The sequence below is a fragment of the Deltaproteobacteria bacterium genome, assembly GCA_030654105.1.
Lineage (GTDB): Bacteria > Desulfobacterota > SM23-61 > SM23-61 > SM23-61 > JAHJQK01.
The window spans coordinates 1-15,990 of the sequence record JAURYC010000254.1; the positions used below are offsets into that span (position 1 = coordinate 1).

Here is a 15,990-nt window from a genome sequence, read left to right on the forward strand (position 1 = left end):
AATACAAAATAAGAAAAACCTGGGGGCACTCGGTTTATAAAGATGCGCTGAGGTTAGCCCTGGACGCTAAGGTAAAGAAATTTGGCTTGTTTCACCATAACCAGGAAAGAACAGACGCCAGCATAGAAGAAATGATCCAAAACTGCCGCCAGGTGATCGGGGATCAAAAGGCCGATCTGGAATGCTTTGGGGTTTATGAAGGGATGGAAATCCAGTTGTAGAAATTCTTTAGCCACAGAGAACACAGAGGGCACAGAGAAAAAACGGTAAATTATTCCAATTAAAAATAAAAAATTTACAATTTAGGCCTTGGGCCTTGATATTTTTACCTCGGTGTTCTCTGTACTACTAACGTTCAATTTCTGAAAATTTTATTAAGCTTTTTTCAATTCTATCTATGTTTATCCGTGGTTATCTGTATCCTAAATTGTCTTTTTTAAATGACCTTTCTTTATCTATATATCTCTGTGATCTCTGTGACCTCTGTGGCTAATGTTTTTTTGGTTGCGGCTATGCCGCGCTGTGACCTCTGTGGTCAAAATCGTTTTTATGGACATTGTTCTTGAAGCCCTTGACCTTGCTTTCAGCCTTGACGGAAGGCAAATCTTCCAGAACCTGAACTTTCGCTTACGGCGGAGCGAAATTTATGTGGTTCTGGGGGCGAGCGGCAGCGGAAAGTCAGTCCTTTTGAAACTTTGCAGCGGACTTTTTTCCCCAGCCAATGGGAGGGTGGAGATCGAAGGAATCAACCTGGCTACCGCCTCTAAAAAAGTCTCCCAAGCCATGCGGATGAAGATGGGCTTTGTTTTTCAGGAAGCCGCGCTAATCAGTAATATGTCGATCTACGATAACGTGGCGCTGCCTTTACGGTACCATACCGGATTAAAGGAGGCTGAAGTACAAGCCCGGGTTGCTGAAAAAATGAACCTTTTCGAAGTGGACCGGCAATATGACCGCTCCATCCCTGCCCAGTTGAGCCTGGGAATGCGAAAGCGAGCGGCTTTGGCCAGGGCCCTGGTCCTGGAACCCGAACTTCTTTTTCTGGACGAACCGGGTACAGGCTTAGGGGGAGAAGCCGAATATCTGGTCTTCAAAGTTTTAAAGGAGTATCATAGGCAAACCCGGGCAAGCTTTTTGATGGTCACAAGCGAAGGGCATTCTGCTTTTACCATTGCTGACCGTATCGGCCTCCTGGAAAACGGGCGTATTGTAGCCGAGGGCCCAGCCCAGGAGATACAGGAGCGGTTGGCTAAGGTGAAACAGCCGGGGTCTTAGTCCGCATGAATTGAGGAGAAGGTGCCATGCAGATGTATTTTCGCATCAAACATTTCGATCGCTACGTGGGAATCTTTGTGATCCTCGCCCTGGCCCTGATCGTCGTAAAGCTGGTCTTCATCGCCCGGGGGCAGAAGTGGTTCGAGAAACGTTACTACTACTCGGTGGTATTCAATAAGGTCCCCGGCCTGAAGCCGGGTACGGGAGTGACCATTTCCGGCATGGAAGTAGGCAATATAAAATCGCTTCGCCTGAATCCCCAGAGTAAGGTAGAATTGACCCTGGAGATTCTGGAGACCTACAAGGACAACATCCGCCAAGATTCCCAGGCGACGATTGTCAGCACTCTCCTTGGCGCTAAAACGATCGAGGTCACCATGGGCTCACCGGACCAGCCGCCTCTTCCGGTAGGAGGAACTCTCGTTTCCCTGGAGCCCAAGGAACTGACCGATATCCTGAAAGAGGTCGATGTTAAGACTCCCCTCAAGAAGCTGGACGAAGCCCTGGAAAACCTGAGGTCCGTAACAGGAAAACTCAATAACCCGCAGGGAAAACTTTTCACTCTACTGACCAATGTGGAATTTATCACCGCTCAGCTGAAAAACGGCCAGGGAAGCATGGGGGCTATTCTCCAGGACAAGAAGATGCATGGAGAGATTACGGCGGCCATCGACTCCATCCGCCGTTCTGCGGCCCACGTAGAGGAGGCAACGCAGAATGCTTCCCAATTCTCCAGAGACCTGCCGAGGGTGATGGCCGAAATTGACCGAACCTTAAAGGAGATTCCCACGGTTTTAGACGATATAAAAAGGGCCGCTGCCGACCTGCCCCAAGTCACGAAAGATGTACTGAAAGCCACAGGAGAGGCGCCGGCGATCACAGAAAATGTGAAGGATATTACCAAAGACATGAAGGCCATCACGGGGAGTGTGAAGAAGGCTGCCCCGGAGATTCCCGATTTGCTGGCTTCAACCCACGAAAGTGTGGAGGAAGCGGAAAAATTAATCCAGGGGCTACAGAATCACTGGCTGCTCAGGGGCTCGATGCCCAAAACCCGGAGCGACACGCCGTTAGAGATCGGCCAGCGGGAGAGCCCGTATGAAAAGAAGGGGGAAAATTCTCGATGAGCGGAGCCCAGGACCTTTCTTTTTACCTTGCTTTTGCCGCCGGAGTTTTATCCTTTCTCTCTCCCTGTGTTTTGCCTTTGGTGCCTTCCTACGTGGCTTTCCTCACCGGCCTTTCCTTCGAAGAACTCACCTATGAACATCCGAAGCAGAAAATGCGCCGGATTATCCTTAGCCATTCTTTGCTTTTCATCTTAGGGTTCAGCGTACTTTTCACCATCCTGGGAGCTTCGGCTACGCTCATCGGCCAATTCCTGGCAGCCCACCGAGACACCATCCGCATCGTGGGTGGAATTTTAGTCATCCTCTTCGGCCTTTTCATCAGTGGGGTTTTCTCTTGGGCTTTTTTGCAACAGGAGAAGAAATTGCACCTCCGCGCCAAACCTTTGGGGTACCTGGGTTCCTTCTTAGTTGGCGTGACCTTCGCTGCTGGCTGGACCCCCTGTGTCGGCCCGATCCTCTCCTCCATCCTGCTTTATGCCAGCACGGTCGAGGACATGCGCTCGGGGATTTTACTCCTGATTTTCTATTCTTTAGGGTTAGGGCTTCCCTTTTTCGCCTGTTCTTTGGCCCTGAATTCCTTCCTGAGCGTCTTCCAGAAAGCCCGTAGATACCTTGGAGTATTCAACAAGGTGGGTGGAGTCCTCTTGGTCATTGTGGGTATCCTCTTGCTGACCAATTCTTTCGAATTCCTAAACGAAGTCCTGGGTCGATGGCTCCCAGCGCTGACGTTGAAGTGAGCCGCATTCCGGCCGCAAAGCGATCGAAAGGATGAAGGCGCCTGGAAAGAAGCGATGGCCATGATTTCGGAGATGGATAAAAACTCTCCCTTCCATCCTGTTGTTGCTTTTGTCGAAAAACGAGATCCCCTTTTCCGCATCCATGGCCTGAAGGGCTCCTCGGCGGCCTACGTTCTCTCCCAGATCGCCCGCCAGGTCCAGTATCCCCTTGTTGTCGTTACCGCTGACGAGGAGCAAGCAGAGCGTTTCTTCCAAGAACTTCTCTTTTTCGTCGGACCCGGCCAGGAGGTCATCCATTATCCGAGCTGGGACCTGAAACCTTTCGAAAAAATCTCACCGCCGTCCGAGGTCATGGGGCAACGATGGACCGTAAGAAATCGTCTCCTGGCCGATCCTTGCCCAAGAGTCATTGTCGCTTCTCTGGCCGCAGTGCTATCCCGAGTTCCTCCACGGGAAGTTCTCCGCCGTTTCTCTTTTTCGTTATTGCCCGAACAGGAATTTATGCGAGAAGAATTGATTACCCGGCTGGAAGGGATGGGCTATTCCCGCGCCAGTTTGGTCTCGGAAATGGGGGAATTTGCCGTACGGGGACATCTGGTGGATGTCTTTTCCCCTTCTGCCTTGTCACCCCTGCGGGTGGAATTCTCAGGGGATAACGTAGAATCGATTCGGGCCTTTGACCCGGACAGCCAGCGTTCTTCGGAAGCCTTGGAGCGGGCCCAGATCCTGCCGGTTAAAGAGGTTTTGTTTTTCCAAGAATTCATCGACCAGGCAGTTGGAAAGCTCACCGCTGCCCTGGCCGACAGCCCGGCTTTACAGGAATCCGCCAAAGAGCTTCGGGAAAAGATCCAACAAGGTATTCCCTTTCCAGCCGTGGAATCTTACCAGCCTCTTTTTTATCCTGCGCTGGAGACTTTCTTCGATTATCTCCCTCCTCAAGCGGTAATTTTTCTTGAAGAACCACCTGAACTGGAGAAAGAATTGGCTCGTTTCTGGGAAGAGGGCCAGGAATATTGGCAACATGCTTTGGCCCGGGGAGAGTTCTGGCCGAAACCGGCAGAACTTTTCCTGCCCGCGGAAGAGTTTGCAGATCTGAGCAGAGCATTCTCTCGGGTAGCTTTTCAAGGTTTGGAGGTAGGGGAGAAAGAACAGGCCACGGCGGTTTTACGCCTGGAAACAGAAGCGAATGAACGTTTACGGTCCGAGCTCCTTGCTTCCAAATCCGAAGAGGGGATCTTGCAGTTGCTGGCCCAACGCATTCGTTCCGGGGCAGAAAAAGGGGTTATCACCCTTCTTACCTGTTCCGGTATGCGCTCCGCCCAGCGACTGGAGGAAATGCTCACCAGGCATGCTCTAAGCGTACAGACCCTGAGAAAACCCTTCTCCTCCTGGACTCCTGCCGATTCTGCAGGATGGAATGTCACCCTATTGATCGGAGACCTTTCCCGGGGCTTTGTATTCCCGCAAGCCGGGTTGATGCTCATCACGGAGAGCGAACTGTTTGGCGACAAACGCCCGAGAAAACGCTCGGCCGTTCCTCGTAAGGATCATGCTTTGGCCGCTTTTAGTGAGCTTACAGCGGACGATTATGTCGTCCATATGGATCATGGAATCGGAATTTATCGAGGTCTGATGAAGCTCACTCTGGGAGAAGAAGAACATGATTTTCTCCTCATCGAGTACCAGGGCGGTGATAAACTTTATCTTCCCGTCTACCGCCTGAATCTGGTGCATAAATATGTAGGCAGTGGAGAAGATGGGCCGCGAGTGGATAAACTCGGGGGCACTTCTTGGGAGAAAGCGAAACAACGGGTCAAACATTCCTTGCGAGAACTGGCCGAAGATCTGGTCAAACTCTATGCCGCCAGGACTGTGGTCAAAGGACACGCCTTCGCTGCTCCCGATGAATTTTTTAGGGAGTTCGAGGCATCCTTCGAATACGAAGAGACTCCCGATCAAATGAAGGCCATTGAAGATGTCCAGGCCGACATGGACAGGGAAAAGCCCATGGATCGTTTGGTCTGTGGAGACGTTGGCTTCGGAAAAACCGAAGTGGCCCTCCGATCTGCCTTCAGAGCCATGATGGATGGCAAGCAAGTCGCGGTGCTGGTTCCCACGACCGTTCTCGCCCAACAGCATTTTGGGACGTTCTCCCGTCGTTTTACCCCTTATCCTTTCCGGGTGGAAATGCTCAGTCGTTTTCGGTCCCGGGCTGAACAAAAACAAATTTTAGAAGACCTGGCCAAAGGAAAAGTAGACCTGGTCATAGGCACGCATCGCTTGTTGCAGCGGGATGTATCCTTCAAAGACTTGGGCCTGTTAGTCATTGACGAAGAGCACCGCTTCGGCGTTCGGCATAAAGAGAAACTCAAGCATATACGGTCCAACCTGGACGTCCTGACGCTAACCGCCACCCCCATTCCTCGGACCCTGCAAATGTCCCTGGGGAGTATTCGCGACCTGAGCGTAATCGAGACTCCGCCGGAAGATCGACTGGCCATTCGTACCTATATTACCGAATTTGATGAAGAAGTAATCCGCGATGCCATTCGCCGCGAACTCCGCCGTGGTGGACAGATCTTCTTCGTCCACAACCGGGTGCGGTCCATCCCCGCGATGGAGAAATTACTGCGGAGGCTGGTCCCGGAAGCCCGCCTGGCCATTGCCCACGGCCAAATGGCCGAGCGGGACCTGGAAAGGGTCATGCTGGCCTTTGTCCGCAAAGAGGTCGATCTGCTGCTGACCACCACCATTATTGAATCCGGCCTGGACTTTCCTTCGGCCAATACGATTATCATTAATCGGGCGGATAAATTGGGCTTGGCCCAAATGTATCAACTCCGGGGGCGGGTAGGAAGGTCGAAGGAAAGGGCCTATGCCTATCTCTTGGTTCCCGGTATGGCCTCCATGGGGTCAGATGCTCGTAAGCGGCTGGAAGCCCTGCAGGAAGTGACCGAGTTGGGTTCCGGGCTGAAACTGGCCATGCATGATTTAGAAATCCGGGGTGCGGGGGCACTTTTGGGAGATGCCCAATCCGGCCACGTCGCGGCGGTGGGCTTTGACATGTACCTGCAGATCCTGGAACAGGCAGTCCAGGAATTGAAGGGAGAAGAAGTAGTTGTGGAGGTCGAGCCGGAGATTGATTTGCCTATCCCGGCATTTATCCCCGGCGATTATGTCGAGGATATTAACCAGCGGCTCGTATTTTATCGGCGTTTTTCTACAGCCAGAACGGAAGAAGAGGTGCAGGAAATCGGAGAAGAGCTGCGGGATCGTTACGGTCCATTTCCTCAAGTCTTAGAAAATCTGCTGGAGGTCATGAATTTGAAACTGCTTTTGAAGAAAGGAAAGGTCCGGCGGGTATCGGCAGAGAAAGAACGGGTTATCCTTGCCTTCGACCCCAATTCCCCCGTTGATCCCAAGCGGCTGGTGACTGCTGTGGCCCAGGGTAGAGGGAAGAGAGAATTTACGCCAGATCAACGCCTGAAGCTCCGTCCGGTCGAAAAAGGATGGAAGGGAATGCTGGAAGAAACCAAAAAATTATTGCTGGAGATCCTTTGAAGTGTTAACATTTAACATTTAGGTCCCTGGCGATAAATTCGCAATACGAAATCAGAACCATTGCAGATCGGAGATTGCAGATTGCAGATTGAAAAAATAAAAACTTCAATCTGAAATCAGAGAAAGTTCGGATTGCGAATTTCTCCATAACCCTGCTTGGTTCAGGCTGTGCTGGTTCAGGATGATGAAAATAATATTCTATCTGATAACCGCGTTATTCTTCCTTTTCCCCGCTAACTCGCGGGGTGAGGTTGTGGAACGAATTGTGGCCCTGGTCAACAACGAAGTTATAACCTTGTCGGAATTGGAGGAAGCTGGGGCGCGTTTCTTCCACCAGGTGAAAGAATCCACCCTTCCTTCGGAGCGGGAGGAGAAACTGAAGAAGGCCCGGGAAGAAATCCTGAATCAGCTGATCGAGAACAAGCTTTTGGAGCAGGAAATCAAAAAAAGGAAGGTGGAAGTCTCGGATAGGGATTTGGACTCGGCCATCGAGGGCATTATGAAGGAAAATCGTCTGACCGAGAACGAGATGAAGATGGCTCTGGCCAAAGAAGGAATGACCTATTCCGTCTACCGCCGTCATATCCGCGAGGATCTGGGAAAAATGCGCCTGGTCAACCGGGAGATTAAATCAAAGATTGTTCTAAAAGAGGAAGACCTGCGAAAGATTTATCAGGAGAATAGAAAAGAATACACTGACCCCTTGGAGGTGAAGGTACAGCAGATCTTCCTTCCCGTTTCTCCAGGGGCTACGGAAGAGCAAATCAGGGCCATCCGTAAAGAAGCTGAGACTCTTCTGGAAAGGGTCCGAGCAGGCGGAGATTTTGCTCAACTGGCCAGGGCGCATTCCCGGGGGCCGGAAGCCAATGAGGGGGGAGTCCTTGGCTTTTTCAAGGAAAAAGAATTGGTCCCCGAGCTGGAGAAAGCAGCCTTTCCCCTGAAAGTGGGAGAAGTGAGTGATCTTGTCCAAGGACCGGATGGGTTTCATATCCTGCGGGTACTGGAACGCAAAGGCGGGGAACCCAAGCCATTTGCCGAGGTCCAGAACAAAATTCGCGAGGCCAAATTATTAGAGGAATCCGAGCAAAAATTCAAAGAATGGATGAAGACCCTCAAGGACAAAGCCTACATCGAAATCAAGCTCTAAAAAAATACAAAACTTTGGGACGCAGATGAAAAAAGAAATGGTTAAGTTCGTTAGGATCGTTAAAACCGTTGCGTTCGTTTAACGAAGTGAGCGGACAAAACGATTGTGGAGAAGTCTTTTCCGGCGCATATCCCCAAAAATCTGCATGCGAATTCATGGAAATTTCCGAAAGAAAAAACCATAAGCCTTTAATCGCCATCACCATGGGGGATCCCCGGGGGATTGGTCCAGAAGTTATCGTCAAAGCTCTAGCCCAGCTCTCCCGGCAAAGAGTTTGCATACCTCTGGTTCTCGGAGACTTCAATATTCTTGCCCGCACCGTGCAGGCCTTAGGTTTAAAGCTAAGGGTAGTGGAAGTTGCCGAAGGATTTCGAAATTTTCAACCTGAATCGGTGCCAGTCCTTTCTCTTTCCAAATTCCCTTGGAAGAAGTTTCCCGCGGATATTCCCTTCCAGGAAAGTTCCCGCGCCGCTTTCGCTTATGTGGAAAAAGCAACGAATTTGGCCATGAAAGGGAAAGTGGAGGCAATCGTGACTGCCCCTGTGAGCAAGGAAGCAATTTCTGGGGTAGGAATTTCTTTTCGCGGTCACACCGAATACCTGGCCGAAGCTTCCGGTACGAAGGAATTTGTCATGATGCTTGCCGGCAAACGGTTGAAAGTGGCTTTGGTGACCACCCATCTTCCTTTGCGCGAGGTATCCGGTCTTTTGCAAGTGGAAAGAATCCGTTCCGTCATCGAAATCACCAACCAGGGATTACAAGATTACTTTGATGTAAGCACTCCGCGGATCGCTGTGGCGGGTCTTAACCCCCATGCCGGCGAGAACGGACTTTTCGGGGAAGAAGAATCAATCATCTCCCAGGCTATCCGCCAGGTCTCCCCAAAGGGGCTTTTGGTTTCCGGACCCTGGCCGGCGGATACTCTTTTTTGCCGGGCGAAACAGGGTGAGTTCGATGCCGTGGTTTGCATGTACCATGACCAGGGTTTAATTCCCCTGAAACTTCTCCATTTCGAAGACGCTGTAAACATCACCCTGGGTCTCCCTTTCATTCGCACCTCGGTGGATCATGGCGTGGCCTATGATATCGCTGGCAAAAATATGGCCAATGCCCGTTCTATGCAAGCAGCCATCCAATTGGCAGCCCAAATGGCCACTAAAAAACGTAAATCCCAAAATCTAAAAACCAATATTCAAAAGGAAAAAAATCAAGTTAAGCCCCCTCACCCTTCCCCTCTCCCCCGCAAACGGGGGAGAGGGCGGGGATGAGGAGGAAGGATAAAAAAGCAATTTCCTATACAATAAATTCAAAGCATTAGATATTTGTTGGACGCTGATATACGCAGATGGACAAGACTTTTAAAATATTTTTTTCTGCGGATATCGGCGAAAATCTGCGTCCCAATAAAAAAGTTCTTTGCCCATGGCTACTGACAAGATCATCATCCGCGGCGCCCGCGAACATAACCTGAAAAACATCCATGTGGAAATTCCCCGCAACCAGCTGGTGGTGATCACCGGCCTCTCGGGTTCGGGTAAATCCTCCCTGGCCTTTGACACCATCTATGCCGAGGGCCAGAGGCGTTACGTGGAATCCCTTTCCGCCTACGCCCGGCAGTTTCTGGAGCAGATGGAGAAGCCCGACGTGGAATCCATCGAGGGGCTTTCTCCGGCTATTTCTATCGAGCAGAAGACGACTTCCAAGAATCCCCGCTCCACCGTGGGAACGATCACCGAGATCCACGATTACTTGCGCCTGTTCTTTGCCCGTATCGGCAAACCCCACTGCCCCCAGTGCGGCAAAGAGATCAAGTCCCAGACCGTCCAGCAGATTGTGGACCAGGTCATGGTCCTGGCACCCGGGACACGGTTACAAATTCTTTCTCCCATCATTCGGGGGCGAAAGGGGGAATATCGCAAAGAATTTGAGCACCTGCGGAAGAGCGGGTTCGCCCGGGTCAAGGTGGATGGGATCATCCGGGATCTGAGCGAAGAGATCATCCTGGACAAAAATAAAAAGCATACCCTCGAGGTCCTGGTGGACCGGCTGGTGGTCAAAGAAAAAGCGGAGAAACGTCTGGCGGATTCGCTGGCTACGGCTCTCGGCCTTTCGGAAGGAATCGCCAAGGTGGAGATTGTAGGGGGAGAAGAACTGGTCTTCAGCGAAAGATTCGCCTGCGTCGATTGCGGGGTGAGCCTTCCTGAGATCAGCCCTCGCATGTTCTCCTTCAACAATCCCTATGGAGCCTGCCCCCAATGCGATGGCCTGGGAACGATGATGTATTTCGCCCCGGACCTGATCGTGCCCAACAATAACCTTTCCATCCGGGAGGGGGCGGTGATTCCCTGGCAGGGGCGAAGTTCCATGCATTTCCACCAAATGCTCGATTCTCTGGTCGAACATTACCATATTGACCTCTATGCCCCTTTCAAGACCCTTCCTCCGCAAGTGCAGAAGGTCATTCTGCAAGGGTCCAACGGGGAACAGATCAAATTCTATAGCGAGCGGGATGACCGGCGGCATTTCTACTTCCGGGAATTCGAGGGCGTCATCCCCAATCTGGAAAGGAGGTACCGGGAGACCGATTCGGAGATCATCCGGGAAGAGATGGAACGGTACATGAACATCCGGGGTTGCCCGATGTGCCAAGGAGCCCGGTTGCGCCAGGAAAGCCTTTTCGTCAAAATCAACGAGCTGAACATCCACCAGGTTACGGGAAAATCCATCCGGGAGGCCTTAGATTTTTTTTCCAACCTGCCCCTTTCCCCACGGGAACAAGAAATCGGCCGCCGAATCTTGAAAGAAATCTCCGAGCGTCTGGGGTTCCTAGTCAATGTCGGCCTGGATTACCTGACCCTGAGCCGGCCTTCCGCGACCCTATCCGGCGGGGAGTCGGAGCGTATCCGCCTGGCGACCCAGATTGGCTCCGGGCTGGTCGGCGTTCTCTATATCCTGGACGAACCGAGCATCGGTTTACACCAGCGGGACAATACCAGGCTCCTGGCCACCTTGCGGCGGCTGAGAGACCTGGGCAATACCATCCTGGTAGTGGAGCACGACGAAGAAACGATCTTGGCAGCAGATTATGTCCTGGATCTCGGCCCGGGAGCGGGAGTCAACGGGGGGGAGTTAGTATTTACCGGAACGCCGCAGGAATTGATGCAGGCAGAAAATTCTCTTACCGGCAAGTACCTGTCGGGGAAGTTAAGCATCCCCGTTCCCGCCTCGCGCCGAAAGCCCACAGGGAAGTTTTTAACTTTGGTCCGGGCCAGCGAAAACAACCTCAAGGACATTACCGTAAAATTCCCCTTGGGCCTGTTCACCTGTGTGACCGGAGTTTCCGGCTCCGGCAAGAGCACCCTTGTTTTGGATACTCTGTACCGGGCCCTGGCCCAGAAGATCTACCATTCCAAAGAAAGACCGGGCAAGATGCAGGATCTTCTGGGAATCTCGGAAGTCGATAAGGTGATCGAAATCGACCAATCTCCCATCGGGCGCACGCCGCGTTCCAACCCGGCCACATACACGGGAGTCTTCACCTACGTCCGGGAACTTTTTGCCCGGCTTCCCGAGTCTCGGGCCCGGGGGTATGCTCCGGGGCGGTACAGTTTCAACGTCAAAGGCGGGCGTTGCGAAGCCTGCGGGGGCGACGGGATCATCAAGATCGAAATGCATTTCCTGCCTGACGTTTACGTGACCTGTGAAGTTTGCCGGGGGAAACGCTATAATCGAGAAACCTTGGAGGTGCAATATAAGGGAAAAAACATCTGGGATGTTTTGGATATGACCGTGGACCAGGCGCTCAAGTTCTTCGAACCCATCCCCAAAATCCGCGGCAAGCTCCAGACCTTGGCCGATGTGGGCATGGGATATATCAAGCTGGGGCAGCAAGCGACTACCCTTTCGGGGGGAGAAGCCCAACGGGTCAAACTTTCCCGGGAACTCTCCAAACGATCCACGGGGAGGACCGTATACATCCTGGATGAACCCACCACCGGGTTACACTTCGACGATATTCGCAAACTGCTGGAAGTCCTCAATCGTCTGGCCAACACGGGTAATACCGTGATCGTCATCGAGCATAACTTAGAAGTCATCAAGACCGCGGATTACGTCATCGACCTCGGCCCCGAAGGGGGAGACGCTGGAGGAGAAATTCTGGCCCAAGGAACTCCCGAGGAAGTGGCCAATATCCCCCATTCTTATACGGGCCAGTTTTTGCGGAAGCTCTTTGCCCGGGACCGGACCAGACAAAAAGAAATTCGGATTGCGGATTGCGGAATTAAATCTGAAATTCGAAATTATTTACAAATTCCGCATTCCCCATTCGGAATTCCGCATTTGAAGTTGTTGGCGCAGGATTTCGAAGAGGATGATGGCTCCAGCGACGGCTGCATTCAGAGAAGAAGTCTTTCCTTTCATGGGGATCGAGATTGTATGGTCACATTTTTTTAGGATAAGCGGGCGAATCCCCTTCCCTTCGCTTCCGATGACCAGGCCCACGTTCATATCAAATTGCATCTCATAAAGACTTTTTTCTCCCCGGGCATCTGCCCCCACGATCCAGAAATTTTCTCTTTTCAGCTCTTCCAAAGTGTTGGCCAAGTTAGTGACCCGCACTACCGGAATGTGAGCAGCCGCTCCGGCCGAAACTTTGATCACAGCGGGGGTAACGCCGACAGCCCGGTCCTTGGGAATGATGATTCCTTGCGCGCCGCATGCTTCGGCCGTCCGAATAAGCGAGCCAAAATTCTGGGGGTCTTCGATACTGTCCAGTAAGAGAACCAGAGCATGGCCAGGCGCTGACCGGATGGACGGTAAGAAATCCTCCCAGGAAGTATATGGCGACTGAGATCGCCAACCAATGACCCCCTGATGGTGCTCGGTCTTTGCCAGTCGGTTTAAAACTTCTCTGGGGCAAATCTGGATGGGGATCTTTTTTTCCTGAGCCAGCCGCCGCAAGGTACGGAGAGGAAGGTCTTCCCTTCCCTTCGCCAGGATGATCTTATGCAGAATTTGCCGATCTGCCTTCAAGGCTTCGAGAACCGGGTTGATACCGTAAATGACATCAGCACTCATAACCAATTCGGTTAAATTTAATAGGACGCAGATTTACGCCCACTTTCTCCTGCTCCTGGACTGTTTCGGCTGAAAAAGTTTTACCAGCACCAGCCCAGAAATAAATCCGCCGATGTGGGCAAAAAAGGCCACATTGGAGATGGCCCCGCCTCCTACGCTGAGGATCTGAATAAAGAACCAAAATCCCAAAATGATCAAGGCCGGTATGCGGACAATCTTAATAAAGATGAATATAAAGATCAGGGTGAGAATCCGGGCGGTCGGGAAGAGGAGCAGATAGGCCCCCAAAATGCCACCGATGGCTCCGCTAGCGCCGATCATAGGGACCGTAGAACTTGGATCGGAAAGAACCTGCGCCGCCCCTGCGGAGAGCCCACAAACCAGATAAAAGAGCAAGAAGCGGAAATGGCCGAGGGTATCTTCAATGTTGTTCCCGAAAATCCAGAGATAAAGCATGTTGCCGAAAAGGTGTAAAAATCCCCCATGAAGAAACATGGAGGAAAATAGGGTCAGGGGAAGGGGAATGGTGGGAAGTACGTGAATAACTTCTCCATGGGTGATTTGAAAAGGGATAGCACCCCACTGAAAAACAAAGCGTTGACTGGCAGCAAAATCCATAGTGAGCTGATGAAAAAAAATGAACCCGTTGGCTAGGATAATCCCGATCGTTACGAAGGGGAAAGAAGAAACGGGGTTGTCGTCTTTGAGGGGGAGCAGCAAAATAAAATTCCTTTAATCATGGTCGCCACATATGGTAAAAATTTAAGGCTTCTGAGGGCAGATTGTCAAGGAATTTTACCGTCTTTGAACTAAAAAAGTCTTGAATCAAGGGCAATCTGAAAAAGAATAAACAAAAAGTTCCTGCGCTTCAGAGGTGTAACACCCTGCAGAATCATAGAGGAATCGAGGAGGGAGAACTTTGATTTGAGCGCGTCCTTCTTTGATAGCTTCCACCAGCATCAGGCGGGCTTCGTCTTTTTGGTGAGAGTGTATAAACTGCAGGCGCTTGGGCTCCAGGTGAGACTTGCGCATTTCCTGAATCAAGTCGGCTGCCCGGGAGGCCGGGTAGATCATGTTCAAACGTCCCTTCTCTTTTAGGAGATGATGCGCAGCCTGGAGTATATCATTCAGGGTCGCCTTGATTTCATGGCGGGCCAGGGCCTTCTCCAACCAAGGATTGATCCGGCCTGAACCGACTTGGCGGTAGGGCGGGTTGCTTAAAACTACGTCAAAAGTACCCCCCAAGCTCTCCCTTTTTAAGGTCTTCAGATCTTTCTCCCAGATCTCAATATGGGAGGAGAAATGATTCAAGGCGGCGTTCCGCCTGGCCAGGTCGGCAAGGGATGGCTGGATTTCTACGCCAATCACCCCTCCCACTTTATGGTGAAAAATTAAAATCAGCGGGATAATGCCGCAGCCTGTACCCAGGTCAAGAACCCGGTCTTGGGGGCGAAGCTCTGTAAAGTGGGCCAGAAGGAGAGCGTCGATGGAGAAACGGTATCCACTTTTTTTCTGAAGGATTTTGAGCCGGCCCTCGAAGAGGGTATCGAGGGTTTCTTCCTGTTCATTCCACGACAATTTCTTCATCTGGTTCCAGCGGATTGATAACCAAGCCGCTGAGCAACTTGGGGTAGAAGAAAGTGGATTTTGAGGGCATGGTCTCCCCGGCCAGGGACACATCCCTGACCTGGTACACTTTGGTGGGGTTGAGGAAAAAAGCGATCTGCCCTTTACCGGATTGTACTGCTTGGACGGCTTCCTGAGGTTCTTGGCAATAGAGCACATTTTTGCCGGCGGCCAACTCCTGGGGGCCGATTTGCAACAACTTCTGAAAGACGAGGATATGGAGGAGATTCACATCCAAGTCTTTCAAAGTCGGGGACAATGCCGGGGCCGCTTCATCCAGGAAGCGTCCATTTTTCAGGGAAAGAAGAAAATATTGGGTGGTCTCACCCAGCAGCATTCCCAGGGTCCTTCCCTCATCGGACCGGGAGGCGAGTTCCCGCAGAAATTTATCCCGGACCATCCCTTCGTTCTTGGCATTGAAAGCGAAGGATTCGACGGAAAAGTTGGCGCTAAGTTTTTCCATGAAACTGGAAGCCTGAAATTTTTCTACGCCCACAACGACCCGGTGGGTAGGAAGGATCAATAGTCCTTCATCCTCCATGGCTGCCAGGTACATCATGGTAAAATGATAGCTTTCTCTTCCCGTGCCGTTGGGAAAGCGGGCAAGCTGTCGCTCTCGGTAGGCCAGAGCGGTTTCATAGCGGTGATGTCCGTCTGCAATGTAGATTTTTTTCGGCTTCATGATTTCCGTTATTTTGCCGATGATTTGCGGGTCGCTGACCATCCAGAGCCTGTGGCGAATCCCGTCGTCGTCCGTGACGTCAATGGCTGGCCCTTCCGGGGAAGAGAAGACCTTTTCGTAGATGGGGGCCATGGCTCCATCTTCGTCGGAATAGAGCGAGAAAATCTGGCTGAAGTTGGCTTGGCAAGCTTCCATCAATGCCAGACGATCTGCTTTGGGTTTGGTCTGGGTTTTTTCGTGGGGTAGGACCACGCCGGTCCCGAATTCTTCCAGGCGGATGAGGCCGATGAACCCCCGGCGAACCTTCCTGGTTGCCGGGAGACCGCCATCAGTGGGAAGGCTGAGCGAAGCGTCGAATTCTTCCTGTAAAAAATAAAATTGAGGCGCACGGGAACGGACGAGGGTTCCCTCCTCCAGCCAGGTACGATAGTGAGCTGCGGAGCGGGTATAACGGTTGTTCTGCGGGTTATCTTCGGGTGTCTCTTTGTTCAGGATCAGGCGGATCACATTCTGAGGATGTCGCCGGTAGAAGGAATTCTGAGCCTCGGGGGAAATGACATCGTAAGGAGGAGCGATCACCCGGCGGATATCGCCAACCTTTTTCTGATTATATAAAATGCCCTGGAAAGGGACGATCAAGGCCATCTGATTTTTTCTCCTTTTTAGAGATCTTGTTTTCTAAAGCGGATGAGTTTTTATAACACAAAGAAGGGATCAAAACAAGGCATGTTAAGTGCGGAATTCGGATTGCGGAAT

The 15,990-nt window shown here is 51.7% G+C and carries 11 protein-coding genes and 1 pseudogene; 8 read left to right on the plus strand and 4 right to left on the minus strand.

All coding sequences use genetic code 11. The features are described 5' to 3' along the window. From Q7V48_10905 to uvrA, 8 genes are all read left to right on the plus strand, one after another. Positions 1–221 (plus strand): MBL fold metallo-hydrolase (locus Q7V48_10905; protein MDO9211235.1); only part of this gene is annotated, 221 nt, incomplete at its 5' end. Positions 222–531: 310 nt separating this feature from the next. Then, positions 532–1,275, plus strand: a complete 744-nt coding sequence (locus Q7V48_10910; GenBank protein MDO9211236.1) for an ATP-binding cassette domain-containing protein — start codon at positions 532–534, stop codon at positions 1,273–1,275. A gap of 26 nt (positions 1,276–1,301) precedes the next feature. Continuing rightward, entirely contained in the window at positions 1,302–2,402 is a 1,101-nt protein-coding gene (locus Q7V48_10915; protein MDO9211237.1) for an MlaD family protein, read from the plus strand. Then, positions 2,399–3,139, plus strand: a complete 741-nt coding sequence (locus Q7V48_10920) for a cytochrome c biogenesis protein CcdA (protein ID MDO9211238.1) — start codon at positions 2,399–2,401, stop codon at positions 3,137–3,139. Before Q7V48_10915 ends, Q7V48_10920 begins: the two co-directional genes overlap by 4 nt. Before the next feature lie 54 nt (positions 3,140–3,193). Further along, positions 3,194–6,700, plus strand: a complete 3,507-nt coding sequence (gene mfd / locus Q7V48_10925) for a transcription-repair coupling factor (protein ID MDO9211239.1) — start codon at positions 3,194–3,196, stop codon at positions 6,698–6,700. A 184-nt stretch (positions 6,701–6,884) separates the two neighbouring features. Beyond that, positions 6,885–7,847, plus strand: coding sequence for a peptidylprolyl isomerase (locus Q7V48_10930; protein MDO9211240.1), 963 nt, complete (start codon positions 6,885–6,887; stop codon positions 7,845–7,847). A gap of 155 nt (positions 7,848–8,002) precedes the next feature. Beyond that, on the plus strand, positions 8,003–9,115 hold the full coding sequence (gene pdxA / locus Q7V48_10935; GenBank protein ID MDO9211241.1) for a 4-hydroxythreonine-4-phosphate dehydrogenase PdxA: 1,113 nt from the start codon (positions 8,003–8,005) through the stop codon (positions 9,113–9,115). Positions 9,116–9,269: 154 nt separating this feature from the next. Next, entirely contained in the window at positions 9,270–12,302 is a 3,033-nt protein-coding gene (gene uvrA, locus Q7V48_10940; protein MDO9211242.1) for an excinuclease ABC subunit UvrA, read from the plus strand. Here uvrA and rlmB read toward each other — a convergent pair. From rlmB to Q7V48_10960, 4 genes and pseudogenes are all read right to left on the minus strand, one after another. After that, a pseudogene (rlmB, locus tag Q7V48_10945) lies at positions 12,258–12,926 on the minus strand (23S rRNA (guanosine(2251)-2'-O)-methyltransferase RlmB). The gene uvrA and the pseudogene rlmB sit on opposite strands and share 45 nt — an antisense overlap. A gap of 33 nt (positions 12,927–12,959) precedes the next feature. Beyond that, complete coding sequence (locus tag Q7V48_10950; GenBank protein ID MDO9211243.1) at positions 12,960–13,643, minus strand: rhomboid family intramembrane serine protease; 684 nt, start codon at positions 13,641–13,643, stop codon at positions 12,960–12,962. A 108-nt stretch (positions 13,644–13,751) separates the two neighbouring features. Next, positions 13,752–14,513 (minus strand): tRNA1(Val) (adenine(37)-N6)-methyltransferase, encoded by a 762-nt coding sequence (locus Q7V48_10955; protein ID MDO9211244.1) that lies wholly within the window; start codon positions 14,511–14,513, stop codon positions 13,752–13,754. Beyond that, positions 14,491–15,879 carry a DUF1015 domain-containing protein gene (locus Q7V48_10960; GenBank protein MDO9211245.1) on the minus strand — a complete coding sequence of 463 codons (1,389 nt, stop codon included), beginning with the start codon at positions 15,877–15,879 and terminating at the stop codon, positions 14,491–14,493. The genes Q7V48_10955 and Q7V48_10960 overlap by 23 nt, the downstream gene beginning before the upstream one ends. Positions 15,880–15,990: the final 111 nt, after the last annotated feature.